Source organism: Saccharopolyspora sp. ASAGF58 (assembly GCF_012277335.1).
In the GTDB taxonomy this organism is placed as follows: Bacteria; Actinomycetota; Actinomycetes; order Mycobacteriales; family Pseudonocardiaceae; genus Saccharopolyspora; species Saccharopolyspora hattusasensis.
Map to the genome: position 1 here is coordinate 435,603 of NZ_CP040605.1, position 25,765 is coordinate 461,367.

Genomic DNA, 25,765 nt, shown 5'->3' on the forward strand with positions numbered 1-25,765 from the left:
GAGTGGTGGTATCGGCTGTAGATCGCAGCGGCCGGACATGCGCTGCCGAAACCATTGTGCAACACGAGACCGATGTGGTACCGCCCGGGCGGCACACCCGACGCCATCAGGTGTTTCCGACACAGCGGGAGGCGCTCCCGCACCACCGTCAGCGGCGCGTCTCCGGCAGGGGAGCCGGGCTGATGCCGTCGCTGGACGAGGTGGTCGCCGAGTTCCCGCGCGAACCGCTGCTGCTGCACATCAAGAGCGACGACCCGGCCGAAGGCGAGGCGCTGGCCCGACGACTGTGCGAATTGGACGGTCAGCGGCTCGCGCGCCCATTCTTCAAACCCGCCGGATCTCTGGTCAGCAGGGTCTTCCCCTGATCAGTGCCCGGGGGACAAAGCAGGCAGTCCGAATGGGTCACCGACGATCACGGCGCGAAACACGTCGGCCGGGGGTGACACACATTGGTGGCCTCGCGCTGCTGGAAGGCCGCAGGCAGGGCAGATTCCCAGTCGCACCAACCCCTTCACCAACGGGAGAAGCAAATGCGTACGACCGCCAAACTCGTCCTCGCCGCTGCGGCGTCGACCGGCCTCCTGCTCGGCGCCCAGGGCATCGCCAGCGCCGACGAGGAGCCCACCTTCCAGCTGCCGAGCAATGTCAGCGCCTTCCTCGAAGAGACCCCCACCGCCGAATCGGGCTTCCAGACCCTGCCCGCTTTTGATTCGCAGCAGCCGCAGCAGGAACAGCAGCAGCCGCAGCAGCAAGAGCCGCAGCAGCAAGAACAGCAGCAGCCGCAGCAAGAGCAGCAGCCGCAGCAGCAGGATGACGAGGGATAGCCTTGGACAACCCGAGCCAGGGGTTTCTCGGGACAGCAGTGACGTCGGTGTGACCCCCACAGCCTGATCGCAGCGACGAACCTTCGAGGGGCGCCCCCCACGGCGCCCCTCGAAGGCTGTCACGGGGCCGGGTCAGGCGACCGATTCCACCTCGCTGACCAGGTCGGGCACGTCCCTTCTCGGTGAGCCCAGCTGCTGAGCTCACCGGTCAGCGGACCGCGGTCACGTCCAGGTCCGCCAGGAAGCGGTACGGCCGGTGGTCCAGGAGATCGCCGAACCGCTTGCGCAACCGGGACATCTCCGCCCGCACCGTGATCGTGCGGGTCCGGTCGGCGAATAGCTGCTCGGCGAGCTCGGCGGCACTCCGGCCCGCCCGGTTCTCGGCCAGGTCGAGAAGGATCTCCGCATGGCGCCGGCTGAGCGGATACGTCCAGCTCCCGGACGTGCGGTGCACGGTCAGGGCGGGGCGACCCGGCCGGCGCACGTCGACCACCACGCGGGCCGCCGACGGCGCGTCCGGCGCGCAGGGGCGCAGCAGGATGCCCTCCGGCAGCGGTTCGAGTGACCAGGCGCCGAACGCCGGTAGCCACACCTCCTGCGAATCCAGCCGGTCCGGTAGCGCGACGCGGTCCAGCGGCGGCAGGCCGGTCGAGGCGGCCACCCAGCCATTCGGGTCGACCACCAGGGCCTGCCCGTCGATCTTCGCCAGCAGCGGCGCGGCCACGGCGCGCAGGCGGTCCAGGCGGGTGCGGTGGACATCGCGCAACCTCGCCTCCGCCAACCCGGCCACGGCTCGGACCAGCGCGAGGGTGGTGGGGTGCATGGTGTCGGCGGGCCCGCTGACGTCCACCGCGCCGAGCAGCCTCCCGTCGCGCGGGTCGCGGATCGGCGCGGCCGAGCAGCTCCACGCGTGGTGGCTGCGCACGTAGTGCTCGGCCGAGTGGACCTGCACCGGCACGCCCTCGACCAGCGCCGTGCCGATGGCGTTGGTGCCCACCGTGTTCTCCAGCCAGCACGCGCCCTCGACGAACCCGAGGCGGTCGGCCCGGCGGAACACACCCGGGTGCCCATCCCGCCACAGGACTCGTCCCTCGACGTCGACGATGACCACGATGTGCCCGGCGCTTTCGGCCGCCGGGACCAGGCCGCTGCGCAGCGCCAGCAGCGCGTCATCGGTGATGCCGCAGGTGACGCGACGATGCTCGACCTCGCCAGCGGACACCGGTCGACACTCCGCGCCGTGGTCCGGGTTCACACCCTGGCTGCGCGCGCGGTTCCAGGACTCGGCGATCAGCGGCCGCGGCGGAACCGCCGGGCGGCGACCGCTCACCACGGCGTCGTGCGCACGGGCGACCGCACGGGCGTACTGCCGCGTATCCGTCCCCACGGGGAGCGCGGCCTCGTCGAGGCGATGGGTCCGCATGGCCAGCTCCTGTCGGTCCCGCAACAACGCTGTGTCTCGCCACGAGACGTCGCCATAGGAGACGGCGTCACGGGGCGGATGCGCAAGAGTTGCACAGGGTTGCGTCCCGCGTCGAGACCTTCGAACCTCCGTTCGATCCAATCCACAGAGGACACAATCTGCCCAGAAGATCGTTGCCACTGGGCGACATCCCACATGCAACCCACTGCAACGCTGGTCCGCTCTTTCGAGATCCGCTTACGTTTGCCCACCAAGAGCCACGGCGGGTCTGCGCGATCCGATCGGGCGGACCACCCGCCCCATCCGCACATCGCCAGGTCGCCGGACCGCACGCGGAAAAGGAGCGAGATGGCCTTGAACAAGCAAGAGCTGCTGCGCGCTTATCGAAAGATGTCCGAGATCCGCGCGTTCGAGGACCGCCTGCACGAGGAGAACGCCACCGGCGACATCCCCGGGTTCATCCACCTGTACTCCGGGCAGGAGGCGATCGCCGTAGGCGTGTGCGAGAACCTGCGGTATACCGACTACATCGGCTCGACGCACCGCGGCCACGGTCACTGCATCGCCAAGGGCTGCGACATCCGCGGGATGATGGCGGAGATCTTCGGCAAGGACGACGGCCTGTGCCACGGCAAGGGCGGATCGATGCACATCGCCGACCTGTCGGTCGGCATGCTCGGCGCCAACGCGATCGTCGGCGGCGCACCGTCGCTGGCGATCGGTGCCGCTTTGAGCGCCAAGACGCTGCGCAACGGCGGGATCGCCGCGTCGTTCACCGGCGACGGGGGCTCGAACCAGGGCACCACCTTCGAAGCCATGAACATGGCGGTGGTCCTCAAGCTGCCGATCATCTTCGTCATCGAGAACAACGGGTTCGGCGAGGCCACCGGCACCGACTACGCGGTCGGCGCGCCGGACATCGCCGCCCGGGCGGCCGCGTTCGGCATGCCCGCGGTGAAGGTCGACGGCACCGACTTCTTCGAGGTGCACGAGGCCACTCGACAGGCCGCCGAGCGGGCCCGCGACGGCGGCGGGCCGACCACCATCGAGGCCCGGGCGAACCGGTTCTGGGGCCACTTCGAGGGCGACGCGCAGCTGTACCGGACCCCGGAGCAGGTCGCGGAGCTGCGCCGGACGAGGGATCCGCTGCAGAACTTCCGCGACGAGGTGGACCGCAAGAAGGCCACCGCGAAGGAACTCGACGCCATCGACGAGGAATCCCGGCGGCTCGTCGACGATGCGGTCGCCCGCGCCCGCGCCGCCGCGTACCCGCCGATCGAGAACCTGCTCACCGACGTCTACGTCTCGTACTGAAGGGCTGGCAACGATGACCACGTCGAAGAAGACGTACCGCGAGGCCGTGAAGGACGCCCTCTGCCAGGAGATGGAGCGCGACGAGACCGTCGTGCAGATCGGCGAGGACCTGCGCGGCGGCCACGCCGGCACCAACCCGGAGTTGGAGACGAAGAAGGTCGAAGCGTTCGGCGGCGTCCTCGGCGTCACCAAGGGCCTGTGGACCCAGTTCGGCTCCGAGCGTGTCATCGACACGCCGATCACGGAGTCAGCGATCATCGGCATGGCGGCCGGTGCGGCGCTGACCGGCCTGCGGCCCGTGGCAGAGCTGATGTTCATGGACTTCTTCGGGGTCTGCTACGACGCGCTCTACAACCAGGCGGCTAAGTTCCGGTACATGTTCGGCGGCAAGGCGCGCACGCCGATGGTGATGCGCGGCATGATCGGCGCGGGGTTCTCCGCTGCCGCCCAGCACTCGCAGTCGCCTTACAACGTGTTCGCCGCCGTGCCCGGCCTCAAGGTCGTGGCGCCGTCGAACGCCTACGACGCCAAGGGGCTGCTGATCCAGGCCATCCGAGACGACGACCCGGTCGTGTTCTGCGAGCACAAGACCCTCTACGACACGAAGGCCGAGGTGCCGGACGAGCCCTATGCGATCCCGTTCGGAGTGGCCAACTACACCCGGCAGGGCACGGACGTGACGGTGATCGCCCTGTCCGCCATGGTCGGCGCCGCCAACGACGCGGCCGACAAGCTGGCCGCCGAGGGCGTCTCGGTCGAGGTCGTGGACCCGCGGACCGTCTCGCCGCTGGACGAGGAGGGCATCCTCGAATCGGTGGCCGCCACCGGCCGGGTGGTCGTCGTGGACGAGTCCGCGGCCCGCTGCGGTTTCGGCCACGACGTGGCCGCGCTCATCGCGACCAAGGCGTTCGACTCGCTGCGGGCGCCGGTCGAGCTCGTGACTCCGCCGCACACGCCGGTTCCCTTCTCCCCCAAACTGGAGAAGGCCTGGTTGCCGGACGCGGCCCGCATCGAAACCGCGATCCGCAGGCTGGTGGCGAACTGATCATGGGCGACATCAACCTGATCGAAGTGCCGAAGTGGGGCCTTTCCATGGAGGAGGGCACCATCACGAAATGGCTGGTCGACGAGGGTGCCGGGTTCCGCAAGGGCGACCCGATCTGCGAGGTCGAAACCAGCAAGATCACCAACGAGATGGAAGCGCCCTTCGACGGGGTGCTGCGCCGCGTCCTCGCGAAGCCGGGCGAGACGCTACCGGTGGGAGCCGCGATGGCGGTGTCGGCAGACGCCGACGTCCCGGATGCGGCGATCGAGGAGTTCCTGGCGGCGAACGGGTCTACGGTACCGGAACCCGTTGCGGCGAAAGCAGTTTTGCCCGCTGCCCCGATGGCGGCAGCGGCGCCGGTCGCGACACCGGGAACGACCGTGGTCCCAGAATCGCTGGCAGGCTCGACGAACGGCGACGTCTTCGCAACGCCGCACGCGCTCAAGCTCGCGGCCAAGCTCCAGATCGATCTCGGCGAGGTGACCGGTTCCGGCCGCATCGGCCGGGTTTCGGTGGCCGACGTCTACGCCGCCATCCGCGCGGCGGGAGGCACAGTCGCAGAACCGTTGGCACCGCAGCGTAACGCCACTCCCACACGGTCCGCACAGGACGACAGCAGCGTCAACGCCACCCCGGTGGCGCGGCGCCTCGCGGCGGGCCTCGGCATCAACCTGCACGACTGCCGGGCCACGGGTGCGCGCGGCCGGGTGTGCGTCGCGGACGTCCGCGAGGCAGAGCGGAAGTTCCTGCCCGCTGCCGGACCGGAGGTCCGCGAAACCGCCCCGGCCGCACCGGAATTCGAGACCGTACCGCTCGATTCGATGCGCAAGGTCATCGGCCGTCGGCTGCAGGCTTCGAAGCAGACCTCCCCGCACTTCCGGCTGACCGCGGACCTGGAGATCGACGCGCTGCTCGCCCTGCGGAAGCAGATCAACGCCACGGTGCCGGCGGTCAAGCTCTCGGTGAACGACTTCATCGTCAAGGCGTGCGCGGCCGCGCTGCGCGAGGTCCCGGACGTCAACGTGCAGTTCGACGAGGAATCTCAAGCGGTGCTCCGGTATTCCGCCGCCGACATCTCCGTCGCGGTGGCGCTGCCCTCGGGCCTGATCACGCCCATCGTGCGCGGGGCCGGCACCAAGTCCCTGGCCGAGATCTCCGGCGAGGTGCATTCCCTGGTCACCAAGGCCAAGACCGGCCGGCTCAAGCCCGAGGAGTTCCAGGGCGGCACCTTCACGGTCTCCAACCTGGGCATGTTCGGGGTGCGCGAGTTCGACGCGATCATCAACCCGCCGCAGGCGGCGATCCTCGCGGTCGGCTCCGGCGAGCAGCGCCCGTGCGTCGACAATGGACAGATCATCGCCCGGACGGTCCTGACGGTGACGCTCTCCTGCGACCACCGCGTGATCGACGGTGCGCTCGGCGCGACGTTCCTACGGGAGCTCAAGCGTTTCGTCGAATCACCGGCCCTGATGCTGGTCTAGGAGGAGCGATGACCGAAAAGTACGATGTGCTCGTCGTCGGCGGCGGCCCCGGCGGCTACGTGGCGGCCATCCGCGCCGCCCAGCTCGGGCTGCGCACGGCCGTCGTCGAACGCGATCGGCTCGGGGGCATCTGCCTGAACTGGGGATGCATCCCGACCAAAGCGCTGCTGCACGGCGCGGACGTCGCCCACACGCTCGCCAACCTGCGGCCACTGGGCTTTACCGCGAGCGGGGTGGAGTTCGACGTGGCGCAGCTGGTGGCGTTCAGCCGCTCGGTTTCGGACCGCCTCGCCGGCGGCGTCGAATACCTGATGCGCAAGAACGGCATCGACGTCGTCAACGGGTCCGCCCGACTGGTCGGCAAGGGCGTGGTCGAGGTCGTCGGGGAGCACCCGAGGACGCTGCGCGCCGACCACGTGATCCTGGCGACCGGCGCGCGCCCCCGCTCGCTGCCCGGTGTGGTGCCCGACGGGGACCGGGTCTGGACGTACTTCGAGGCGCTGGTGCCGGCGGAGGTCCCCAAGTCCTTGCTGGTCATCGGTTCCGGCGCGATCGGGGTCGAATTCGCCAGCCTCTACAACGACCTCGGCAGCGAGGTCACGCTCGTCGAGGTGGCCCCGCAGGTCATGCCCGCCGAGGACGCCGCGGTCGCCGAGCACGTGCGCAAGAAGTTCGAGAAGCGTGACATCCGGGTGCACACCGGCGCATCGGTGTCCGAGGTCGCCGCGGCGGCCGACCACGTGACCGCGACGCTGAACCTCGCCGACGGCGCGGCGGAGCGGCTCGTCGCTGAGCGGGTCCTGGTCGCGGCGGGCGTCGAGGGCAACGTGACGGGGCTCGGGCTCGAAGGGATCGGGGTCAAGGTGGAACGCGGATTCGTCCGCACCGACCAGTGGTGCCGGACCAACGTGTTCGGTGTCTACGCGATCGGTGATGTGGCGGGCGCCCCGTGCCTCGCCCACAAGGCGAGCCACGAAGGCGTGGTATGCGTCGAGCGACTCGCCGGGGTGGAGCACGTGAAACCGCTGGACCCGAGCCGAATTCCGGGCTGCACCTACGCACGACCGCAGGTCGCCCGTCTCGGCCTGACCGAGGCCCAAGCCCGGGCAACGGGACGCCCGTTGCACATCGGCCGGTTCGACCTGCAGGCCTCCGGCAAGGCGATGGCCATCGGCGAAGCCGACGGCTTCGTCAAGACCATCTTCGACGCCGCTACCGGCGAACTGCTGGGCGCGCACCTGGTCGGTCCGGACGTCACGGAACTGGTCCAGGGCCTCGGTATCGCCCACTCGCTGGAGGCCACGGCCGACGACCTCGCCGAGGCGGTCTTCGCCCACCCAACCCTGTCAGAAGCCGTGCACGAATCGGTCCTGGCAGCCCTGGGCAGACCGCTGAACGCGTAACCACGTCCGCGGGGTCCGGCCGCGGAAGACCCGGACTCCGCGGATCACGAGACGCGTTGCAGGTGGATCGGTAGGCCGTCGGAGGGCATGGGGCCCGTTCCAATCAAGCGCTAGATGAGTTCGTCGTCCTCGGCGGCTCGGGTATAAATGGTTTCCCCGCGCAGGACCGTGCACAGGCAGCGCGGCAGCGGGGCGTCCGGGGAAAGGTCCGGCAGGCCCGGCAGGCCCGCCCGCGGGTCGGTGGACCACCGCTGCACCCGCGAATCAGGTGCCGCCACAACGAGATTCCCGGCTTCCCACACCGCGTAGGTCGCGGGCGCACCGGGAACCAACGTGCCGGTCACGCCGTCGTCGACCCCGGCGGCTCGCCAACCGCCCCGGGTGTGCGCCATGAACGCGGCACGCGGTGAGATGCCGAAACCGGCGGTGCGGTGGTGCACCGCGGCCTGCACCGCGCGCCACGGGTCGACCGGCGTGACCGGTGCGTCCGAACCGAACGCCAGCAGCACGCCGTCGGCGGCGAGCTTCGAGAACGGGTTGAGCCGGGTGCCGCGCCCGACGCCGAGGCGCCGCGCGTACATGTCGTGTGAACCGCCCCAGGCGGCGTCGAAGGACGGCTGGACCGACGCCACCACGCCGAACCTGCCCAGTTCGGCGGCCTGGTGTTCGTCGACCATCTCCAGGTGCTCCAGCCGGTGGCGCAGGCTCGCCAGCGCCGGAGCACCCACGATCTCGGCCGCCTTGCGGAAGCCGTCGCAGACCTCGGCCACCCCGGCATCGCCGATCACGTGGAATCCGGCCTGGATCCCGGCGCGCGTGCACTCCACCAGGTGCTCGGCCACCGCGTGCGCGTCGAGGTAGAGCACGCCCGCCGTGGTCCGGTCGTCCGAGTAGGGCTCACGCAGCGCCGCGGTGCGCGAACCGAGCGCACCGTCGACGAAGAGATCACCGGCCAGGCCGCGGACACCGAGCTCGCGGGCCCGGTCCACCGCGCCCAGTTCGCCCCAGTAGCCGACGACCTCCGGCACGCCGCCCTGCGCCGCGAGCGCCAGCAGGTCCGCCAGGTCGTCCGCCCCGGAGATGTCCGGCCCGCCGCATTCGTGCACGCACGCCACGCCCCGCGAGGCCGCGTGCCGCAGGAAGGCCAGCTGCGCTTCCTGGCGCTGCGCGGCACCGAGGGCTTCTCGTGCGGCGCGGCGGACGTGGTGGTGCGCGACGCGCGTCAGCGGGCCTTGCTCGCTCCAGCCTTCGGCCCCGCGGGCCAGCGGCGCCCGGTCCACCAGCGCCCTGGACACCAGCGCGGAGTGCACATCGATCCGGGACAGGTACACCGGCGCGCCGCCCGCGGCGCCGTCGATCTCGTCGCGGGTCGGGGGTCGCCGCTCCGGCCACCACGTCTCGTCCCACCCATGGCCCCACACCAGCGTGCCCGGGTACTCCGCCACGTGATCCCGCAGTGCGTGCAGGAATTCCGTCAGCGACGCGCAACCGGTCAGGTCGAGGCCGTTGAGCAGCAGGCCGGTCGAGGTCGCGTGCACGTGCGCGTCGACGAAGGCAGGCGCCACGAACGCGCCTTCGAGGTCGATGACCTCGGCGTCGGGATGCAGCGCACGGCCGGCCTCGTCGGTGCCGACCCACGCGATGGTGCCATCGGTCACGGCCATCGCGGTGGCACCGGCGTCGGCGGGCGAGTGGATCCGCCCACCGAGCAACAACGTGGTCTCGGACATGTCCTTCGTGCTTCCCCGTTCCGGGTTTTCCAGCTGCGCAGGTCGAGATCGGTCGAAGGCGTCGACGCACGATCCCGCGATCGAACCGGCCCCCAGCGCGAACCCGGCCGCGATCGTTCTGGCGAGCTTACCCGCCCCCCGGCACCAGCTGACGCCGACGGCGACCGATCACCGGCGCGGGCGCCCGTCCGGTCGTTCTGCCTGCGCAGACCGCTGCGGGGGCAGCAGTTCCGGGCCGGCCGCGGCGGGCTCGTCGTCCTCGGTGACCGAAACCACCTCGCCGTCGATGACGACGCCGCCGGGCGCGGTCGCGCCCGGCCGGCGGTAGGCCTGCTGGGTGTGCAGCCACATCTGGTCCCGCATCGCCTTCGACCGCCGCTCCGCCGCGCGCAGCATCCGCTTGCGCAGCACGGCGCGGACCGGTGGCAGCAGGCACAGCAGGCCGGCCACGTCGCTGAGGAACCCCGGAAGGATGATCAGAATGCCCGCGGCGGCGATGAGCACGCCGTCGGAGAGTTCCCTCTCCGGAGGCCGTCGCCGGCGCGTGGCTTCGCGGAACTCCTGCAGGGTCCGGCGGCCCTGCCAGCGCAGCAGCCAGCTACCCAGCACGGCGGCGGCGACCAGCAGGCCGATAGTGGGCAGCACCCCGATCGCCTGGCCGACGGCGACCAGCACGGCGAGTTCGACCACACCGGCGACGAGGAGAAGGGCGAGGATCTGCACGGCGCGGAGACCTCCTGTCGGTGGCAGTCACCCGGTTCAACGAACCAGACGCCGCAAATGCTCCCAAAACCCGCAGAGGTGATGAAGGCCGCCGCGCGGCGGCCCCATAGACTTCCACGCGATGCTGGCGCACAAGTCGAAACCACTGATCCTGCTGCTGGTCGGCACCGTGCTCGCGCTCGCGGTGTTGATCAGCGACCAGTACCTGCCGGGATTGCCGCTGCAGCCCAAGCAGCTCCCGGCCGCGGTGGTGACCCTCGGCGACAGCACGATGTCCGGCGAAGGCGGCGGCAACTACGAGGCCGGCACCAACGGCGAGCAGGACAACTGGTGCCACCGCTCGGCCGCCGCGCCGGTCAACCAGCTGCGGCTGCCGCCCACCGTGACCCGCATCAACCTGGCCTGCTCGGGCGCGCGGACCGATCTGGTGAGCGCGAACCCGGAACCCGGCCACGCCGAGGGTTCCCAGTCGCAGCGGCTGGCCGAGCTGGCGCGGCGCTACCGGATCACCGACGTCGTGGTGCAGGTCGGCGCGAACGACGACCCGGGCTTCACCGAAGTCGTCAACCGGTGCGTGGAAGCCTGGGTGCGGCAGGCCCCGGACGGTTGCGCGGCGCCGCTGCGCACCGCGTGGCCGCAGCGCGTGGAGCGGATGAAGCCGAAGGTGCTGGGCGCGCTGCACGACATCCGGGCGGCGATGGACAGCGCGGGTTACACGCCGAGCAGCTACTCGCTGATCGTGCAGTCCTACGCCTCGCCGGTCGGCCCCGGGGTCAAGCCCGAGCTGCAGGACCTGTCCGGCTGCCCGTTCCTGACCGGCGACCTGGAGTGGATCCGGGACACGGGGGTGCCGCAGTTGTCGGCCGGGCTGCGGGATGTCGCGCGGCAGGCGGACGCCCGGTTCCTGGACCTGTCCCTGGCGGGCTCCGGGCACGAGGCGTGCACCGGGAACCCGCGCACGGCAGAGGGCGAGTGGTTCACCCGGCTGACGGTCGACTGGCCGAGCCTCCAGGACGAGCGGCGCGCGCCGCATGCGATGCAGGAATCGTTCCACGCCAACGCCGCCGGGCACACGCAGCTGGGCCACTGCCTCGGCGAGTTCATGGCCACCGATACCCCGACGGCGATGTGCCTGCCGGACGAGCGCGGCAACCTGAGGCCGGTCCCGGAACACTTCGTGGCCGCCCAAGCCCATCCCTGATCCTGCGACCAGGGCTCGTGAGCGTTTTCAGGCGCCACAGCGCCGAAAATCACTCACGCCCCCCTGGTCGGCTCAGATCGCCGGGGGGCGGTTCTCGAACGGTGTCGACAGCACCACCGTCGTTCGGGTGGAGACCTTCGCCGCCTCGCGGATCTGCCGGAGCAGTTCCTCCAGTCCCAGCGGCGAGGCCACCCGCACCTGCAGGATGTAGGACTCGTCGCCGGCCACCGAATAGCACGACTCGATCTGCGGAAGGTGCTCCAGCCGTTGCGGGTAGTCGTCCGGCGCGGCCGGGTCGATCGGGGTCAGCGAGATGAACGCGGTCAGCGGCAACCCGATCTGGTCACCGTCCACTTTGGCCGTGTAGCCCTGCAGGGCACCGCGCTGCTCCAGGCGGCGAACCCGCTGGTGCACGGCGGAAACGCTCAAACCGACGCGTTCGGCCAGATCGGTGAAGCTGCACCGGCCGTCCCGCGCGAGTTCGCGCAGGATGGTCCGGTCGGTGCCTTCCAGGGCGCCTGGCGTCGCGGACCTGTCGCTCACGCCGGCAGCACCATCAACTCGTGCGGCTGGTTGTTCACGCTCTCCACGCCGTCCTCGGTGACGATGACGATGTCCTCGATCCGCGCGCCCCAGCGCCCCGGCTGATAGATGCCCGGCTCGACGCTGAACGCCATGCCCGCCTCCAGCGGCAGGGCATTGCCGCCGACGATGTAGGGCTCCTCGTGCACGTCCAGCCCGATGCCGTGCCCGGTGCGGTGCACGAAGAACTCGCCGAACCCGGCGGCGGCGATCGGCTCGCGGGCGGCGGCGTCGATCGACTCGGCGGTCGCGCCCGGCCGCACCGCCTCGACCGCGGCGCGCTGCGCGGCCTCCAGCACTGCGTAGGTCTCGCGGACGTCCGCCTGCGCGGGCTCGCCGATCGCGTAGGTGCGGGTGCAGTCGGAGTTGTAGCCCTCGGCGTTCGGGCCGCCGATGTCGATGACGACCACGTCGCCGCGCTCGATCACCCGGTTCGACACGGCGTGGTGCGGGCTGGCACCGTTCGGTCCCGAGCCGACGACGACGAACGCCGCCTCGGTGTGGCCCTCTTCGAGGATCGCGGCGGAGATGTCGGCGCCGACCTCGGCCTCGGTCCGGCCCGGCTTGAGGAACTCGGCCATCCGGGCGTGCACCCGGTCGATGGCGGCCCCGGCCTTGCGCAGCGCCTCGATCTCGGCGGCGTCCTTGCGCATCCGCAGTTCGCGCAGCACGGTCCCGGCCAGCACCTGTTCAGCGTCGGGCAGGGCGTCGCGCAGCGGGAGCACGTGCAGCGCGGGCATCACGTCGGCGACGGCCAACCGGGCGGGCGCCCCGCCGCGGCCGGCCAGGTCGGCCACCATCGCGTGCGGGTCCTGGCCGTCGACCCAGGTCACGACGTCGATGCCGAGCTCGGCCAGCGGGATGTCGGCGAAGCCGAGCTCCTCCAGCTTCGGCAGCACCAGCGCGGGCCGGCCGCCGGCCGGCAACACCAGGCAGGTCAGCCGTTCGTGCGACTCCCCGCCCGCGCCGAGGAGGTAGCGCAGATCGGAACCGGGCGTGATCAGCAGCGCGTCGAGTTCCGCCGCGGCAGCAGTTTCGGCGGCTTTGGTGAGCCGGGCCGCGAACACTGATGGATCCTGCTTAATCGAGACGGTGGCCATGGCTCCCAAGCCTAACCCCGGGGCGGCGACCCGCCGCCCCGGCTGGTCCAGATCCCGCCGTGCGGGGCCCGCAGCGTGGCGCCGAAGGTCATCGACAGCGCACCGGTCGTCGCCGAGCCGATCACGATCGAGGGGATCACCCGCAGCGGATCGCCCGCCGCGAGGCGAAGATCACCGCGTCGGCCGCCGCGATGTCCGCCGCGGACAGCGGCGTCGAACCCGCCCCTTTCCAATTTCCATTGAAATTGCGGACCCACCGCGAGCAGGGGGCGAGGACGTGACAAGCTGGCGAGCTGTGACTGGTCCCCTGATGCTCGTCGATTCGGCCGGGTTGTGGTTCCGCTCGTACTACGCACTGCCCGATTCGCTGACCGCCCCGGACGGCACGCCGGTGAACTCGGTGCGCGGATTCTGCGACATGCTCGCCAAGCTGATCAGCGACCGGCGCCCGTCGCGGCTGGTGGCGTGCCTGGACAATGACTGGCGGCCGCAGTTCCGCGTCGACGCGCTGCCGTCCTACAAGGCACACCGCGTCGCCGAGGACGACCCCGCGGCCGAAGAGGTCCCGGACACGCTGTCGCCGCAGATCCCGGTGATCCTCGAAGTCCTCGACGCGGCGGGCATCGCCACCGCCGAAGCCGAGGGCTACGAGGCCGACGACGTCATCGGCGCGCTGGCCGACCGCGAGGACCGGGACCCGGTCGAGGTCGTCACCGGCGACCGGGACCTGTTCCAGCTGGTGCGCACGCAGCCCACCGCGGTCCGGGTGATCTACGTCGGCGCAGGCCTGGCGAAGGCGCAGGACTACGGCCCCGCCGAACTCGCGGAAAAGTACGCCCTGTCGGCCGACCGAGCCGGTGACGACTACGCGGAAATGGCGATGCTGCGCGGAGATCCGTCGGACGGGTTGCCCGGGGTGGCCGGCATCGGCGAGAAGACGGCGGCGAAGCTGATCATCCAGTTCGGCTCGCTCGAAGCGCTCCTCGCGGCGGCCGGGAGCGGCGATTCCCGCCTGACCCCGAGGATCCGGGGCAAGCTCGCGGAAGCCGCCGACTACCTGGCCGCGGCCCCGTCGGTGGTCCGGGTGGCCCGCGACGCCCCGGTGGTCCAGGACCGCCCTGATGCGCTCCCACAGTCCCCTGTGGACATCGACCGCCTGCGCGAGCTCCAACGCATCTGGGGCCTGGGCGCCAGCATCGACCGCCTGATCGCGGCCCTGACCCCCTAAGCCGCTAGAAAGCCTAGCATCTGTCCACTGTGGATTCCGCTCGGAGGTGGCGCTCGAATTCGACCGGGTCGTGCGCGCAGAACACGTCGATCTCGCTTCGGTGCGCGGTCACCAGGTCGCGCAGCCGGTCCTGGTTCCGCCTCCGCTGCGGGCCGTCTTCCTGGGCCCGGTTCTGGAAGTGGCGCAGGACCGGCGTGCAATGTGGACTGTCCGCCATCTCGCCGTGGTAGAAGTAGGCGTCACCGGCGTGCAGCAGCCACCGCCCGTCCGGCCGCCGCACCGCCACTCCGGCGTGCCCGCGGGTGTGCCCGACCAACGGGACGAGCAGGATCTCCGGCGGCAGCCCGGGCACGTCGCGCACCGCCTCGAAGCCGAACCAGCGCTCTCCACCTGAACTGCCGTGGACGTTCCACTTAGGACCGTGCCGCCACTGGTGGCCGAGGTAGCGCGACGGCTCCGGGCTGCGCAACATTGCCTGGTACTCCACGTCGTGCACGTGGACCTGCGCCTGCGGGAAGTCCGGCAGTCCCCCGGCGTGATCGCGGTCCAGGTGGGTCAGCACGATGTGCTGCACGTCCTCGGTGCGGTAGCCGAGGCGCTTGATCTGCGCCGCCGCCGTTTCCGCCACGTCCAGCACCGGGCGGGTCAGCCGCAGCCAGCTCCGCTCCAGGTGCTCGACGTGCGTGGTGACGTCCGGGACGCCCAGACCGCTGTCGACGAGCACCAATCCCCGCTCGGTCTCGACCAGCAGGCAGTGGCAGACCATCCGGGCCGGACCGAGCAGACCACCGCCCTCGTTGACCAGCCGGCCGCCGAACGGCCGCATGGTCCCGCAGTTCAGGTGGTGGACCCGCATCAAACTTCCTCCGTCCGAGCGCTTTCGAGCAGTTCCGCCAGCTGATCGCCCACCGTCCGCATCGCCGCGAGGTCCCGCTGGACCTTGCAGAGCAGCCGGGCACCTTCGAGCATCGACAACGCGGTCACCGCGACAGTTGGTCTACATATTTTCAAGGTGCCCAGGCCCGGACTCCCCGGTCGCGCGAAACGAAAAGTGCGCACGGGCGCTCAGAAGCTGGTGCCGCACCAGGGCGGTACGACGGTGGCGAACAGGGAGTCCGCCGCCGGGACGGCCGCCGGGTCGTGCGCCTGGACGCGGCCCGCCGCCACGAGCGCCGACGCGGACTGGTCGCCCAGGTACAGCGCCGCGAGCGTGGCGACGTCGAGGCTGAGCTGGGGTTCGCCGGAACACCGGTCCACGCCGTCCGGGCCGACGCGGTAGCGGCCTTCGTTCTCCGGGAGGAACGCGTCGCGAACCTCGACCACCACCGGATCCGCCGCGCCGAAGGTCCGCGCGCGCAAGGCAGCGAGCACGTCCACCAAGCGCACCCACAGGTCGTCTTCGACCGTGGTGATCCGGCACTGGCGGCGATCGGTCAGCCACCACTCCAGCGGCTCGTCCACCGGCCGGATCCCGGCCACCAGCCGGTCCCCCAGGTCGAGGTCGAACAGGAAGCGCCACAGCTCCGCCGTCGCCGTGGCATCGGCCGCCGAAACGTCGACGACCCGCACCGTGTTGAACCGGTTGTCATCGGTCTTCGGCTCGTAGATGAGGAACCCGTCGTCCACCCCGTCCTCGTCGGCGTGCACGGCGACGGTGAGCCCCTTGCCCAGCATCGACCACTGGGCCGACCACCACGCGTCGGCGCGCCCGATCCGGCCCGGCCGGTCCAGGCCGCACCGCTCGTAGATGGCCGGCAGGAGCGGCTCCGCCTTCGCCTGGTCCACCAGCCGCACCCGGCCGCCGCGCGGCATCTCCGCGCGCACCGCCACCCTGGCCCGGTCCAGCTCCACCGACCGGCACCTGGTGGCCACGCCGTAACCGAACCGCTCGTAGATCACCGCTTCGGACGCGCGCAGCATCGCCACCGCCTCGCCGCGCTCGCGCACCTCCTCGAGCTGCGCGCGCATCAGCGACGTGAGCACCCCGCGACGCGTCTGGTCGGCGCGGACCCCGACACCCGCTACCGCGCCCGCCGGCAGCCGCCGACCGCCCGGCACCGCCAGCATGTTCGTAATCGTTCTCGTCGTCCCGGCCAGCTCACCGTCGACGAACGCCCCCAGCACCCGACCCGGCTCGTGCAGGGCCGCGTTGCCTGCCCACTCCTCGTCGCTCGACGGCTGCCACAACAGGGCATGGCGGAACAGGTCGTTCGCCCCGCGGAACTCGGATTCGGACAACGCGCGCACTTCGTGCTGGCTCACGCCACCGATCTTGCCTGCCGCCCCGGCATGCGTCGACCGAATTTCACTTGGGGTGGCCGACCTCGTAGACGCCCTTCTCGTTCTTGACCGTCACCGTGACGGTCTTGGTCGCCGAGTCGATGCTGACCTTGCAGTCGAAGCGCTGACCGACCGCCACCGGCTGCCCGCTCGGGCAGCTGACGTTTCCGACCCCCTGCAGCCCGTAGGAGCCCTTCAGGGTCTGCGTGACGCCCTTCTCCACGCTGGCCGCGTCGAACACCGGCCGCACGAACCAGCCCGGCGTGACGAACCCGAGCACCAGCACCACGCCGACCACGAGGACCGCGCCGATCCCGCCGAGCACCCACGGCAGCGCCGAGCGCTTCTTCTTCGGCCGTTCGAACTGGTCGAACCTCCCGTAGCCGCCCGGTGCCGGATACTGCCCGCCCTGCGGGTACTGCGGCCGGCCATAGCCGTAGGGCTGCTGCTGGGGTGGCTGCGGCTGCTGCGGCGGCTGCTGCGGAGGTCGCTGCGGCGCGAAACCACCCGGCTGCGGATAGCCCGGCGCCGCCGGCTGCATCCCAGGCCCCTGGGGTTGCTGCCCCCACTGGGGATAGCCCCCCGGCGGGCCGTAGGGGGACGACATCTGCACCTCCGACGAAGTTCACCTGGCCATCGCGACATTCCCGACGCCAGGAGATCCAACCACAACAGCCCGGCCGCCCGAATCGGCCGGGCGGCGGTCACAAGGCGCCGGCGGCGACCACGCCGCGGCGGATCGCGGTGACCGCCTTCACCGCCGACGAACCCACCGGGTCCGCCGCCCCGACGACCTCGCGGATCTGGTCGAGCAGGTCGATGACCTGGCGGCACCAGCGCACGAAGTCACCGGCTGACAGCTCGTGCCCGCTGGAAGCGGCCGCGGTGAGGACCTTCTCCAGCGACTCGCCGCGCGCCCAGCGGAACACCGGCCAGGCGAAACCGGCGTCCGGCTCGCGGGTGCGGTCCAGCTTGTGCCGCCGCTCGTCGTCCTCCAGCTCCGCCCACAGCCGCCAGGTGGCGGCCAGCGCGTCGCTGACCGCACCGGCCGGCACCTGCGGCGCCAGGCCCTCCCGCCGCGACTCGTAGACCAGCGACGACACCACGGCCGCCAACTCGGCGGGCCCCAGCCCGCGCCACGCCTCGACCCGCAGGCACTCGGCCGCCAGCAGGTCCGACTCGCTGTAAAGCCGCGACAGCCGCCGCCCGTGCTGGGTGACCTCGCCCTCCGACGAGCCCGCCACCGGCAGGTAGTCCCGTTCGGTCAGCAGCGCGACGATCCGGTCGAAGGAGCGGGCCAGCGAGTGCGTGGTCGCGGCGACCTTACGCCGCAGGTTCTCGTTCTCGCCCCGCAGCCGCTCGTACCGCTCGGCCCACCGGGCGTGGCTCTCCCGCTCGTCGCAGCCGTGGCACGGGTGCGCCTTCAACGCGCGCCGCAACGTCGCCAGCTCCGCGTCGTCGGTCGCGTCGGAGCGCCGCCGGCCACGTCCGCCCGGGGCCTCGAGGCCGGTGTTGCGCAGCGTCGAGGCGAGGTCCCGGCGGGACTTCGGCGAGCGGGTGTCGACGTGCTTCGGCAGCTTGATCTTACCCAGCGGCTCCACCGGCGAGGTGAAGTCGGCGACCGACAGCCGCCCCGACCAGCGGTCTTCGGTGACCACCAGCGGCCGCGGCTCGCCCATCGGCTCCAGCCCCGGGTCGATGACCACCGCCAGCCCCGAACGCCGCCCGCCGGGCACCGCGATCACGTCGCCCTTGCGCAGCTTCTCCAGCGACTTCGCCGCCTCCGCGCGCCGCGACTGGCGGTTCTGCCGGGCCAGGTGCTTCTCCCGCTCGGAAATGCGGCGACGCAGCTCGAAGTACTCGTCGAAATCGCCCAGGTGGCAGTGCATCGCCTCGGAATAGCCCGTCAGCGCCTCGTTGTTGCGATCCACGCGCCGGGACAGGCCGACCACCGAGCGGTCGGCCTGGAACTGCGCGAACGACTGCTCCAGCAGTTCCCGCGCGGCGTCCTGGCCGACGCGCTGCACGAGGTTGACCGCCATGTTGTAGCCGGGCCGGAACGACGAGCGCAGCGGGTACGTGCGGGTCGAGGCCAGCCCGGCGACCTGCTTGGGGTCGACGCCCGGCTGCCAGACGACCACCGCGTGGCCCTCGACGTCGATGCCGCGCCGCCCGGCCCGGCCGGTGAGCTGTGTGTACTCGCCAGGGCTGAGGTCCACGTGTGACTCGCCGTTGAACTTCACCAGCCGCTCCAGCACCACCGTGCGGGCGGGCATGTTGATGCCCAGCGCCAGCGTCTCGGTGGCGAACACGGCCTTGACCAGGCCGCGGACGAACAGCTCCTCGACGGTCTCCTTGAACGCCGGCAGCAGGCCCGCGTGGTGCGCGGCCAGGCCGCGCTCCAGCGCCTCCCGCCACTCCCAGAAGCCCAGCACCGCCAGGTCGGACTCCGGCAGGTTGGCGGTGTGCTCGTCGATCACCTCACGGATTTCGTCGATCTCCGCGTCGGTGGTCAGCCGCAGCCCCGCCCGCATGCACTGGGAAACGGCCTGGTCGCAGCCGTTGCGGCTGAAGATGAACACGATCGCCGGCAGCAGCCCGGCCGCGTCCAGCCCGGTCAGCGTCTCTACCCGCGACGGCGGGTAGAACCGCGGCGGGCGCGGACCCTTGCCCCTGGTGTTCGGCCCGCCGCGCCGACCGCCGTAGGGCAGGTGCACGCGGGCCAGCTGCTGGGTGTGCCGCACCAGGTTCGGGTTGATCTGCAGTTCGCGGTCCGCGGTCTCGCCGCCGAACAGGTCGAACATCCGGGGCCCGACCAGCATGTGCTGCCACAGCGGCACCGGCCGGTGCTCGTCGACCACGACCGTGGTGTCGCCGCGCACCTCCTGCAGCCACTCGCCGAATTCCTCGGCGTTGCTGACCGTCGCCGACAGGCTCGCCACCTGCACGTACTCCGGCAGGTGCAGGATCACTTCCTCCCACACCGCGCCGCGGAAGCGGTCCGCGAGGTAGTGCACCTCGTCCATCACGACGTAGCCGAGCTGGTCCAGGCTGCGGGAGCCCGCGTAGAGCATGTTGCGCAGCACCTCGGTGGTCATCACGACCACCTGCGCCTCGCCGTTGATCGAGGTGTCGCCGGTCAGCAGCCCGACCGCGTCGCTACCGTGCCGCTCGCACAGGTCGGCGTACTTCTGGTTGGACAGCGCCTTGATCGGCGTGGTGTAGAAGCACTTCCGGCCCTCCTTGAGAGCGAGGTGCACGGCGAACTCGCCGACCACGGTCTTCCCGGCCCCGGTGGGCGCGCACACCAGCACGCCGTGCCCGGCCTCCAGGGCCTGGCAGGCGGTGCGCTGGAACGGGTCGAGCTCGAAGGACAGCTCGCCCGCGAACTCGGCCAACTTGGGGTGCGCGCTGCGACGGGCGTGCGCCGAGAAGGCGTCGGCCGGGGACGGCTTGGTGGGGTACGAACGGCTGGCAGCCACCCCCCAAGGCTTTCACATCGCACCGACCACCGTCGCAGCCCTAGCGCCAGCAGCCATGCGCATCCCATCACAGCCGGGTCAGAAACCCACCACCGTGAGTGCGCCGGGAACGCAGCGCATGCTCAGCGGCAGGCGGGCCTGCGGTTCTCCGTCGGCGTACGCCAGCCAGCCGTTCTCACCGCCCAGCCGCAAACGCCGCGAAGGTGGCCGACGATTTCGCCGGCCACCTTCGCGGAAAGTCCACCACCGGCGGCAGGGTTGATCAACAGGACGCAGTGCACGAGGGAGAATCTTCGCCCACCGGGCCCTAGTTGGCCAGTGCCACCGCAATTTCCATTGAAATCGAAGGTTCGATTTCAATTGGAAATTGCGGATCTCAGTCACGGATCTCAGTCACGGATCTCAGGTCACGGATCTCAGTCACGGATCTCAGTCACGGATCTCAGGTCACGTCGTCGTGCTGTTTCGGGCTCGGCGACGGCGTGCTGTCCAGTCCGGAGGCCCGGAAGTCGATCTTCGAAGCCTCGTCCGGGCTCAGGCCCTCCAGGCCCTGGCCTTCGAGCTTCCTGGCCCGGCGCTTGTCGTTGACCCGGCAGATCAGCATCGCGATGGCGAACAGCACGCTCAGCGCGGCCGCCAGCGCCAGCATCGAGAACGGGTCCTGCCCGGGCGTCGCGATCGCGGCGAACACGAACAGCGCGAAGACCAGCCCCCGCCACCAGCTCTTCAGCTTGGCGTAGCTGACGATCCCGGCCAGGTTGAGCATCACCAGGATCAGCGGCAGCTCGAAGCTGACGCCGAAGATCACCAGCAGCAGAAGCATGAAGCTGATGTACTTGCCACCGGTGAGCGCGGTGAAGAACGCGTTCCCGCCGAACCCGGACATGAACCCCAGCGCCGTCGGCAGGATGTAGTACGCCAACACCGCCCCGGCGACGAACAGCACGGTCGCGCAGCTCACGAACAGCCGGGCGAACTTGCGCTCCTTGGCGTACAGCCCGGGCGTGATGAACGCCCACAACTGATACAGCCACACCGGGCTGAACAGCACCGCGCCGATCGACACCCCGACCTTCAGCGTCAGCATGAAGATCTCGAACGGCTCGGTCTGCAGCAGCTGGCACGTCCCGTTCGGGCTCAGCCGCTGGGTGACCGGCAGCTGGCAGTACGGTTCGAGCAGCACATCGCTGAGCGTGGGCAGCCCGAAGACCGAGTTCGAGAACCACCAGATCCCGAAGATCGCGCCGACGACCACCGCCACGATGGCCACGCCCAACCGGTACCGCAGCTCGTAGAGGTGATCGACGAGCGTCATGGTGCCATCGGGGTTGTGCCTACGCCCCCACCGACGGCGATCCTTGCGGAACGGGTTCAGGCGCCCCAGTGCACTGGCACCCACCTTGTCGTTCCCGTCCTCAGTCAGTTCTTGGAGTCGTTGCGCTGCTTCTCGTCGAGCGCGGACGTGACCGGGGGCGCGCCGGATTCACCGGAAGTCAGCTCCGGCTTCGGCTCCCGCTCGGCCTTCTCCTTCTTGGCCGCTTCCTCGTCGGCCTTCATGCCGCGCGCCTCGGCCTTGAAGACGCGGGCCGACTGGCCGAGCGAACGGGCCATCTGCGGAAGCTTGGTGGCACCGAAGAGCAGCACCAAGACCAAGACGATGAGAATCAGTTCCCAGCCACCTGGCAAACCCATTCGAGTCCAACCTTTCGTGATGTCCCTGCAGGCGCAATGGTACGCAAGGCAGGGGGCGACAAATAGGGCCGTTGCACGTCACCGATCGCGACGTTGGGCGAACGCCACCTTCAGACCGGCCACGCGTGCCTTCACCAGACCGCTGCGATCACCGAAGTCGTGGAAGACCTGCCGCTGCACGGCTTTGAACCTACGCAGCTCCCGGAACAACCGGATCAGCAACAGCGCGAGCAGGATCAGGCCGGCGGCCAGCAGGACAAGACTCCACGTGTACGGCACGGCGTCACCGTAGCGGGCTCAGGTGGACGGGAGGTGACGCGCCCGCGCCAACGCGTCTTTCGCGCGTTGACGCACGTCACATGCCAGTTCGTCGGGGCTGAGCACCCGCACCTGGCCGCCCAGGCCCAGCAGCAGCCGGGCCATCCACGACCGGTCCGAGTACCGCATCCGCACCCGGGCCCGCCCCCGCGGCAGCTCGACCAGCTCGTCCACCGGGTAGTACTCGGCCACCCAGCGCGCGTCGGGCTCCAGCTCCAGCTCGGCAACGAGCTGGTCCGGGGCCGGCCGGAACAGCCCCGCCGACAGATCGGTCGGTTCGGCCTCCGACGGCGGCTGCGCGACCTCGTCCAGCACCTGGACGTCGTCGATGCGGTCCAGCCGGAACATCCGTACCCCGGCCGCGCTGCGGCACCATGCCTCCAGGTAACTGCGCCCGTCGATGAGCAGCAGCCGCATCGGATCCACGATCCGCTCGCTGATGTCGTCACGGGAGGCGGTGTAGTAGCGCATCCGCAGCGCGCGGCGGCGGGTCGTAGCGTCCTGCACCGCCGAGCGCACTCCCGGCCGCACCGCGCCTTCCCGGCCCTCCAGGCCGACCACCACGCCCGCCGGGCGGGCCTGCCCGACGGCGTCCTCCACCTTCGCCAGGGTGCGCTGCACGGCGTCGGTGTCGGCGATGCCCGGGGTGTCGGCCAGCGCCCGCAACGCCACCAGCAGTGCCGTGGCCTCGGAGGCGGTGAGCCGCAGCGGGCGCCGCATGCCCGCGTCGTAGGTGACGGTGATCGAGTCGCTCTCGAAGGACAGGTCGATCAGGTCGCCGGGCCCGTAACCCGGCAGCCCGCACATCCACAGCAGCTCCAGGTCCTTGCGCAGCTGCTGCTCGGTGACGCCGAAGTCGCCCGCGGCGTCGGCGATCGGGATGCCCGGGCGGCTCAGCAGGTACGGCACCAGCGCCAGCAGCCTCGGCAACCGCGCGGTCGCGCTCGTCATCGGCCCTCCTGGTCGAACCCGCGTTCCTGGTCGACGACGTCCAGGTGGATCTCGTGCACCGTCTTGCGCAGCGTGTCCGGCTCCAGCACCGCGACATCCGGCCCGTACCCGGCGAGCCAGCTCGCCGCCGACTCGGGGAAGAGCAGGTCCAGCTCCAGCACGTCACCCGGATCGCCGCCGAGCTCCATCTGCTCGACGACGGTCGCCCGGCGCCGCAACCCCTGCGCACGACCGGCCGCGACCCACATCCGCGCCAGCGTGCTGGGCGGGGGCTCGCGCTGCTCGCCGGCCACCAGCCGCAGCAGGTCGGTGTCCGGCGGCCGCTGCACCTGACCGGCCGGGCCCACCGTCTTGGCCTGCCCCAGGATCCGGGACAGCCGGAAGCAGCGCGGCGCCTGCCGGTCGCGGTCGTGCCCGACCAGGTACCAGCGGCCCCGCCAGGACACCACGCCCCACGGTTCGACCGTGCGGCGGTGCACGTCCGGGCTGCTCGGGCGCCGGTAGTCGAACTCCACCACGCGCCCGGCCTGCACCGCCGCCAGCAGCGACGCGAAGGCGGGTTCGCTGGTGCGCACCTTCGGCTCGACCGCCGCCGAGGAGCGCTCGTCGACGTCGACCCCGGCGGCGCGCAGCTTCAGCAGGGCGCCGCGGGCCGCCGAGGTGAACTCCGGGGAGTCCCACAGCCGCACCGCGAGGGCGACGGCGGCCGCTTCGTCTGGCTCCAGGTCGATGTCGCCGAGCTCGTAGTCGCGGCGGGCGATGCGGTACCCGTCGGCGGAGTCGAAGGCGGAGTTCCGCCCGGTCTCCAGCGGGATCCCCAGGTCGCGCAGCTCGGCCTTGTCACGTTCGAAGGTCCGGAAGAAGGCCTCGCCGGTGGGCGCGCCGGCATAGCCCGGCACGATCGCCCTAATCCGCTCCGCGGTGAGGTACTGGCGGGTCGACAGGAGACACAGCACCAGGTTCACCAAGCGTTCAGCGCGCACAGTGGCCACTTCGAAACTCTAGCTCCGCTGTATTCGATCATGTGTTTGGGTCGGTGCACATCATGCCTAGTGGTGCGGGATGGAGTCACGGTGGCGCGCCGACCCCCGGCGGTTTTCCGCCGCCCCGGAACCTCACCGTTTCGGCCGGCACTGAACGTGTCCGCGAAGATGAAGAATGTTCATAGCTTTAGGCTGACCGCATGCCAGATCGCGTCTTGCACGAAATCCTCACCCGACCCGTCGGTCAACCACTGCGGTGATCCCGCCCAGGTCGGGGCGTGACGGGCGGCTCCCGGCTGGTGCGGTATGAAAACGAGCCCACCATGCCGACCGGAAGGCGGATCTGGTCCGTGACGACCGAGCACGATCCCGAAACCCTAGCCGTGCTGCGCGAGATGGCCGTGAAGATCGCCGCGGCCGCGCCGAAGGATTGGCGGCGCGCCGTGCTGGAGGGATTCGCCGACGGCACGGGATCCGGTCACCGCGGGCCCGTGTACGAGTCGCGGTCGCTCGACAGCACCGGCTCCTCCACCGACCTGCACTACGAGATGTGCCTGGTGCACGAGCTGGAACGGGCCGCGGACCGGCTCACCATCGAGCTCGTCGTCCACCCGACCGGCAGGTTCGAGGCGGTCACCAGCGAATCACTGCGCCGCTCGCCGCGCACCGACCGGGCGGGCTTCACCTACCTCCTGCGGCCCGACGCCTTACCCGCCGAACCCGCGGCGTTCCAGCCCGGCCCCACCCGGGCGGTGCAGGCCGGCGACCCGCAGGAAGCGTTGCAGCTGCTGGAGCGCTACCTGCGGCGGCGCGCGGAGATCGCCGGTTTCCAGGAGAAGCTGCCGGGACCGCTGGAAGCGGCCGAGCGCGAGTTCATCGAAGGGCACCTCCCGGTGCCGCTGCCGGACGACCTCCGCGCGCTATACGGCCGGGCCGACGGCGACCACCGGGTCGGCCTGCTCGACGGGTTCCACTGGTTGGAATTGAAGGGCCTCGCCGTCTTGAGCGACAAGGACCGCCCAGAGAACCGCTGGCGGGTCATGCGGGACTGGGACCGGGTGCTGCTGCGGGAAGTCCGCTACGACACCCATCCCGCAGGCGCGGTGCGCCGCGCGCAGCACCTGCCCGGCTGGATTCCATTCGCGCACGACACCGGCGGCGAGTTCCTCGCGGTGGACATGGATCCCGGCCCCAACGGCCACCCCGGCCAGGTGATCCGCATCGGCCTGCACGACCACGACGGCCCGGTCTACGTCGCCGATTCGGTGACGAGCCTGCTGCGGCGCCACGTAGAGGCGCTGGAGAACTTCTCCTACCAGTACAAGAAGGGGCGCCTCCGGCTGTTCCTCAGGGATGACGCGATGGCCCCGGACCGGGAACTGCGCATCGAGGGCGACTCCGCTCCGCTGCGGGAAATCCACCCGGGCATCCAGCGGCTGGTCGTCGCCAACTCGCGCCTGGTCGACCTCACCCCGGTGCGGAAAGCGCCGTCGCTGTGGGAAGTGGAGCTGGCCAACTGCCCGACCGCGGACCTCTCCCCGCTGCGCTCCGCGCCGGTGGAGGTGCTGACCGCCGACCTGGACCGCATCGACCTCGCCCCGCTGGCCGAACACCCGACGCTGCGGCTGCTGAAGCTGGCCACCGGCGAACCGGTCGACCTCGCCCCGCTGCGCACCTGCCCGCGGCTGTACGGGCTTGACCTGGCCGCCGCCGAGGTGCGCGACCTCGCGGTGCTGGGCGACCTGGACGGCCTGCTCTACCTCAACCTGAGCGCGGCGCAGTGGGAGGAGCTGTGGGCGGCGACGACCCACCCGGTCGGCCTGGCCGCCGCCGGGCTCGACGCAGCCCCGACGCTGCGCAAGGCCGCCCAGTGGGCCGGAACCCTCGCCGGCGACTCCCCCGACGTGCGCTACACGCGGGGCCGCTACACCCCGCCGAAGGGATCGCGCACCCCGTTGTGGCGCCGGATCAAGAAGCCGTGGGAGTGACAAGTTGATCTTTCCGG

24 protein-coding genes are annotated in these 25,765 nt (G+C 70.9%); 9 read left to right on the plus strand and 15 right to left on the minus strand.

Annotated elements, in window-relative coordinates; translation table 11 throughout:
* Positions 1-182 precede the first annotated feature (182 nt).
* The gene (locus FDZ84_RS01765; RefSeq protein ID WP_246868730.1) at positions 183-365 is read left to right on the plus strand and encodes a hypothetical protein; all 183 of its coding nucleotides are present in this window, start codon (positions 183-185) and stop codon (positions 363-365) included.
* Between the two features lie 165 nt (positions 366-530).
* Positions 531-824 (plus strand): hypothetical protein, encoded by a 294-nt coding sequence (locus tag FDZ84_RS01770; RefSeq protein ID WP_168584417.1) that lies wholly within the window; start codon positions 531-533, stop codon positions 822-824.
* 208 nt (positions 825-1,032) lie between these two features.
* Here the strand turns inward: FDZ84_RS01770 and FDZ84_RS01775 are convergent, their stop codons facing one another.
* Entirely contained in the window at positions 1,033-2,247 is a 1,215-nt protein-coding gene (locus FDZ84_RS01775; protein WP_168584418.1) for a helix-turn-helix domain-containing protein, read from the minus strand.
* Positions 2,248-2,595: 348 nt separating this feature from the next.
* Between FDZ84_RS01775 and FDZ84_RS01780 the strand changes: the two genes are divergently transcribed.
* The 4 genes from FDZ84_RS01780 to lpdA are packed head-to-tail and all read left to right on the plus strand — an operon-like array spanning position 2,596 to position 7,490.
* Entirely contained in the window at positions 2,596-3,561 is a 966-nt protein-coding gene (locus FDZ84_RS01780) for a thiamine pyrophosphate-dependent dehydrogenase E1 component subunit alpha (protein WP_168584419.1), read from the plus strand.
* 13 nt (positions 3,562-3,574) lie between these two features.
* Positions 3,575-4,606 carry an alpha-ketoacid dehydrogenase subunit beta gene (locus tag FDZ84_RS01785; RefSeq protein WP_168584420.1) on the plus strand — a complete coding sequence of 344 codons (1,032 nt, stop codon included), beginning with the start codon at positions 3,575-3,577 and terminating at the stop codon, positions 4,604-4,606.
* 2 nt (positions 4,607-4,608) lie between these two features.
* Complete coding sequence (locus FDZ84_RS01790) at positions 4,609-6,087, plus strand: 2-oxo acid dehydrogenase subunit E2 (protein WP_168584421.1); 1,479 nt, start codon at positions 4,609-4,611, stop codon at positions 6,085-6,087.
* An 8-nt stretch (positions 6,088-6,095) separates the two neighbouring features.
* Positions 6,096-7,490 carry a dihydrolipoyl dehydrogenase gene (gene lpdA / locus FDZ84_RS01795; protein WP_168584422.1) on the plus strand — a complete coding sequence of 465 codons (1,395 nt, stop codon included), beginning with the start codon at positions 6,096-6,098 and terminating at the stop codon, positions 7,488-7,490.
* 110 nt (positions 7,491-7,600) lie between these two features.
* Here the strand turns inward: lpdA and FDZ84_RS01800 are convergent, their stop codons facing one another.
* Positions 7,601-9,220, minus strand: coding sequence for an amidohydrolase (locus FDZ84_RS01800; RefSeq protein ID WP_168584423.1), 1,620 nt, complete (start codon positions 9,218-9,220; stop codon positions 7,601-7,603).
* 168 nt (positions 9,221-9,388) lie between these two features.
* On the minus strand, positions 9,389-9,943 hold the full coding sequence (locus tag FDZ84_RS01805; RefSeq protein ID WP_168584424.1) for an FxsA family protein: 555 nt from the start codon (positions 9,941-9,943) through the stop codon (positions 9,389-9,391).
* A gap of 121 nt (positions 9,944-10,064) precedes the next feature.
* Between FDZ84_RS01805 and FDZ84_RS01810 the strand changes: the two genes are divergently transcribed.
* The gene (locus FDZ84_RS01810) at positions 10,065-11,144 is read left to right on the plus strand and encodes a GDSL-type esterase/lipase family protein (RefSeq protein WP_168584425.1); all 1,080 of its coding nucleotides are present in this window, start codon (positions 10,065-10,067) and stop codon (positions 11,142-11,144) included.
* Between the two features lie 72 nt (positions 11,145-11,216).
* On the opposite strand, the gene FDZ84_RS01815 is transcribed toward FDZ84_RS01810, so the two are convergent.
* From FDZ84_RS01815 to FDZ84_RS37590, 3 genes are read right to left on the minus strand one after another with little or no spacing between them, the layout of a single operon-like run.
* Positions 11,217-11,687, minus strand: coding sequence for an Lrp/AsnC family transcriptional regulator (locus FDZ84_RS01815; protein ID WP_246868731.1), 471 nt, complete (start codon positions 11,685-11,687; stop codon positions 11,217-11,219).
* The gene (locus FDZ84_RS01820) at positions 11,684-12,826 is read right to left on the minus strand and encodes a Xaa-Pro peptidase family protein (RefSeq protein ID WP_168584426.1); all 1,143 of its coding nucleotides are present in this window, start codon (positions 12,824-12,826) and stop codon (positions 11,684-11,686) included. The genes FDZ84_RS01815 and FDZ84_RS01820 overlap by 4 nt, the downstream gene beginning before the upstream one ends.
* Positions 12,827-12,837: 11 nt before the next feature.
* Positions 12,838-13,059, minus strand: coding sequence for a hypothetical protein (locus tag FDZ84_RS37590; RefSeq protein ID WP_210435830.1), 222 nt, complete (start codon positions 13,057-13,059; stop codon positions 12,838-12,840).
* Between the two features lie 77 nt (positions 13,060-13,136).
* Here FDZ84_RS37590 and FDZ84_RS01830 point away from each other — a divergent pair, with 77 nt between their 5' ends.
* Complete coding sequence (locus FDZ84_RS01830; RefSeq protein ID WP_168589727.1) at positions 13,137-14,054, plus strand: 5'-3' exonuclease; 918 nt, start codon at positions 13,137-13,139, stop codon at positions 14,052-14,054.
* Positions 14,055-14,067: 13 nt separating this feature from the next.
* Here FDZ84_RS01830 and FDZ84_RS01835 read toward each other — a convergent pair whose 3' ends face one another.
* From FDZ84_RS01835 to FDZ84_RS01880, 9 genes are all read right to left on the minus strand, one after another.
* Positions 14,068-14,910, minus strand: a complete 843-nt coding sequence (locus tag FDZ84_RS01835) for an MBL fold metallo-hydrolase (RefSeq protein ID WP_168584427.1) — start codon at positions 14,908-14,910, stop codon at positions 14,068-14,070.
* A 209-nt stretch (positions 14,911-15,119) separates the two neighbouring features.
* Complete coding sequence (locus FDZ84_RS01840) at positions 15,120-16,316, minus strand: GNAT family N-acetyltransferase (protein WP_168584428.1); 1,197 nt, start codon at positions 16,314-16,316, stop codon at positions 15,120-15,122.
* A 43-nt stretch (positions 16,317-16,359) separates the two neighbouring features.
* A complete protein-coding gene (locus FDZ84_RS01845; RefSeq protein WP_168584429.1) occupies positions 16,360-16,941 on the minus strand; it encodes a DUF4333 domain-containing protein in 582 nt (193 codons plus the stop codon).
* Positions 16,942-17,038: 97 nt separating this feature from the next.
* Positions 17,039-19,816: an RNA helicase gene (locus tag FDZ84_RS01850; protein ID WP_168584430.1), complete on the minus strand. Its 2,778-nt coding sequence runs from the start codon at positions 19,814-19,816 to the stop codon at positions 17,039-17,041.
* Between the two features lie 442 nt (positions 19,817-20,258).
* The gene (gene tatC, locus FDZ84_RS01860; protein ID WP_246868732.1) at positions 20,259-21,131 is read right to left on the minus strand and encodes a twin-arginine translocase subunit TatC; all 873 of its coding nucleotides are present in this window, start codon (positions 21,129-21,131) and stop codon (positions 20,259-20,261) included.
* 104 nt (positions 21,132-21,235) lie between these two features.
* Positions 21,236-21,508, minus strand: coding sequence for a Sec-independent protein translocase subunit TatA (gene tatA, locus FDZ84_RS01865; protein ID WP_168584431.1), 273 nt, complete (start codon positions 21,506-21,508; stop codon positions 21,236-21,238).
* Positions 21,509-21,586: 78 nt separating this feature from the next.
* Positions 21,587-21,787 (minus strand): bacteriophage holin, encoded by a 201-nt coding sequence (locus tag FDZ84_RS01870; protein WP_168584432.1) that lies wholly within the window; start codon positions 21,785-21,787, stop codon positions 21,587-21,589.
* Between the two features lie 18 nt (positions 21,788-21,805).
* On the minus strand, positions 21,806-22,777 hold the full coding sequence (locus FDZ84_RS01875) for a YafY family protein (RefSeq protein ID WP_168584433.1): 972 nt from the start codon (positions 22,775-22,777) through the stop codon (positions 21,806-21,808).
* Complete coding sequence (locus FDZ84_RS01880) at positions 22,774-23,769, minus strand: YafY family protein (RefSeq protein ID WP_168584434.1); 996 nt, start codon at positions 23,767-23,769, stop codon at positions 22,774-22,776. Before FDZ84_RS01880 ends, FDZ84_RS01875 begins: the two co-directional genes overlap by 4 nt.
* 341 nt (positions 23,770-24,110) lie before the next feature.
* On the opposite strand from FDZ84_RS01880, the gene FDZ84_RS01885 reads away from it, so the two are divergent.
* Entirely contained in the window at positions 24,111-25,748 is a 1,638-nt protein-coding gene (locus tag FDZ84_RS01885) for an SMI1/KNR4 family protein (protein WP_168584435.1), read from the plus strand.
* The last annotated feature ends 17 nt before the right edge of the window (positions 25,749-25,765 follow it).

Excerpts from the sequence above, each read along its gene's own strand:
- FDZ84_RS01875 (WP_168584433.1), bottom strand. The coding sequence starts at position 22,777 with ATGACGAGCGCGACCGCGCGGTTGCCGAGGCTGCTGGCGCTGGTGCCG.
- FDZ84_RS01790 (WP_168584421.1), top strand. The coding sequence starts at position 4,609 with ATGGGCGACATCAACCTGATCGAAGTGCCGAAGTGGGGCCTTTCCATG.
- FDZ84_RS01765 (WP_246868730.1), top strand. The coding sequence starts at position 183 with ATGCCGTCGCTGGACGAGGTGGTCGCCGAGTTCCCGCGCGAACCGCTG.
- FDZ84_RS01780 (WP_168584419.1), top strand. The coding sequence starts at position 2,596 with ATGGCCTTGAACAAGCAAGAGCTGCTGCGCGCTTATCGAAAGATGTCC.
- FDZ84_RS01830 (WP_168589727.1), top strand. The coding sequence starts at position 13,137 with ATGCTCGTCGATTCGGCCGGGTTGTGGTTCCGCTCGTACTACGCACTG.
- tatC (WP_246868732.1), bottom strand. The coding sequence starts at position 21,131 with ATGACGCTCGTCGATCACCTCTACGAGCTGCGGTACCGGTTGGGCGTG.
- FDZ84_RS01845 (WP_168584429.1), bottom strand. The coding sequence starts at position 16,941 with ATGTCGTCCCCCTACGGCCCGCCGGGGGGCTATCCCCAGTGGGGGCAG.
- tatA (WP_168584431.1), bottom strand. The coding sequence starts at position 21,508 with ATGGGTTTGCCAGGTGGCTGGGAACTGATTCTCATCGTCTTGGTCTTG.
- FDZ84_RS01835 (WP_168584427.1), bottom strand. The coding sequence starts at position 14,910 with ATGCGGGTCCACCACCTGAACTGCGGGACCATGCGGCCGTTCGGCGGC.
- FDZ84_RS01820 (WP_168584426.1), bottom strand. The coding sequence starts at position 12,826 with ATGGCCACCGTCTCGATTAAGCAGGATCCATCAGTGTTCGCGGCCCGG.
- FDZ84_RS01810 (WP_168584425.1), top strand. The coding sequence starts at position 10,065 with ATGCTGGCGCACAAGTCGAAACCACTGATCCTGCTGCTGGTCGGCACC.
- FDZ84_RS01770 (WP_168584417.1), top strand. The coding sequence starts at position 531 with ATGCGTACGACCGCCAAACTCGTCCTCGCCGCTGCGGCGTCGACCGGC.
- lpdA (WP_168584422.1), top strand. The coding sequence starts at position 6,096 with ATGACCGAAAAGTACGATGTGCTCGTCGTCGGCGGCGGCCCCGGCGGC.
- FDZ84_RS01785 (WP_168584420.1), top strand. The coding sequence starts at position 3,575 with ATGACCACGTCGAAGAAGACGTACCGCGAGGCCGTGAAGGACGCCCTC.
- FDZ84_RS01800 (WP_168584423.1), bottom strand. The coding sequence starts at position 9,220 with ATGTCCGAGACCACGTTGTTGCTCGGTGGGCGGATCCACTCGCCCGCC.
- FDZ84_RS01775 (WP_168584418.1), bottom strand. The coding sequence starts at position 2,247 with ATGCGGACCCATCGCCTCGACGAGGCCGCGCTCCCCGTGGGGACGGAT.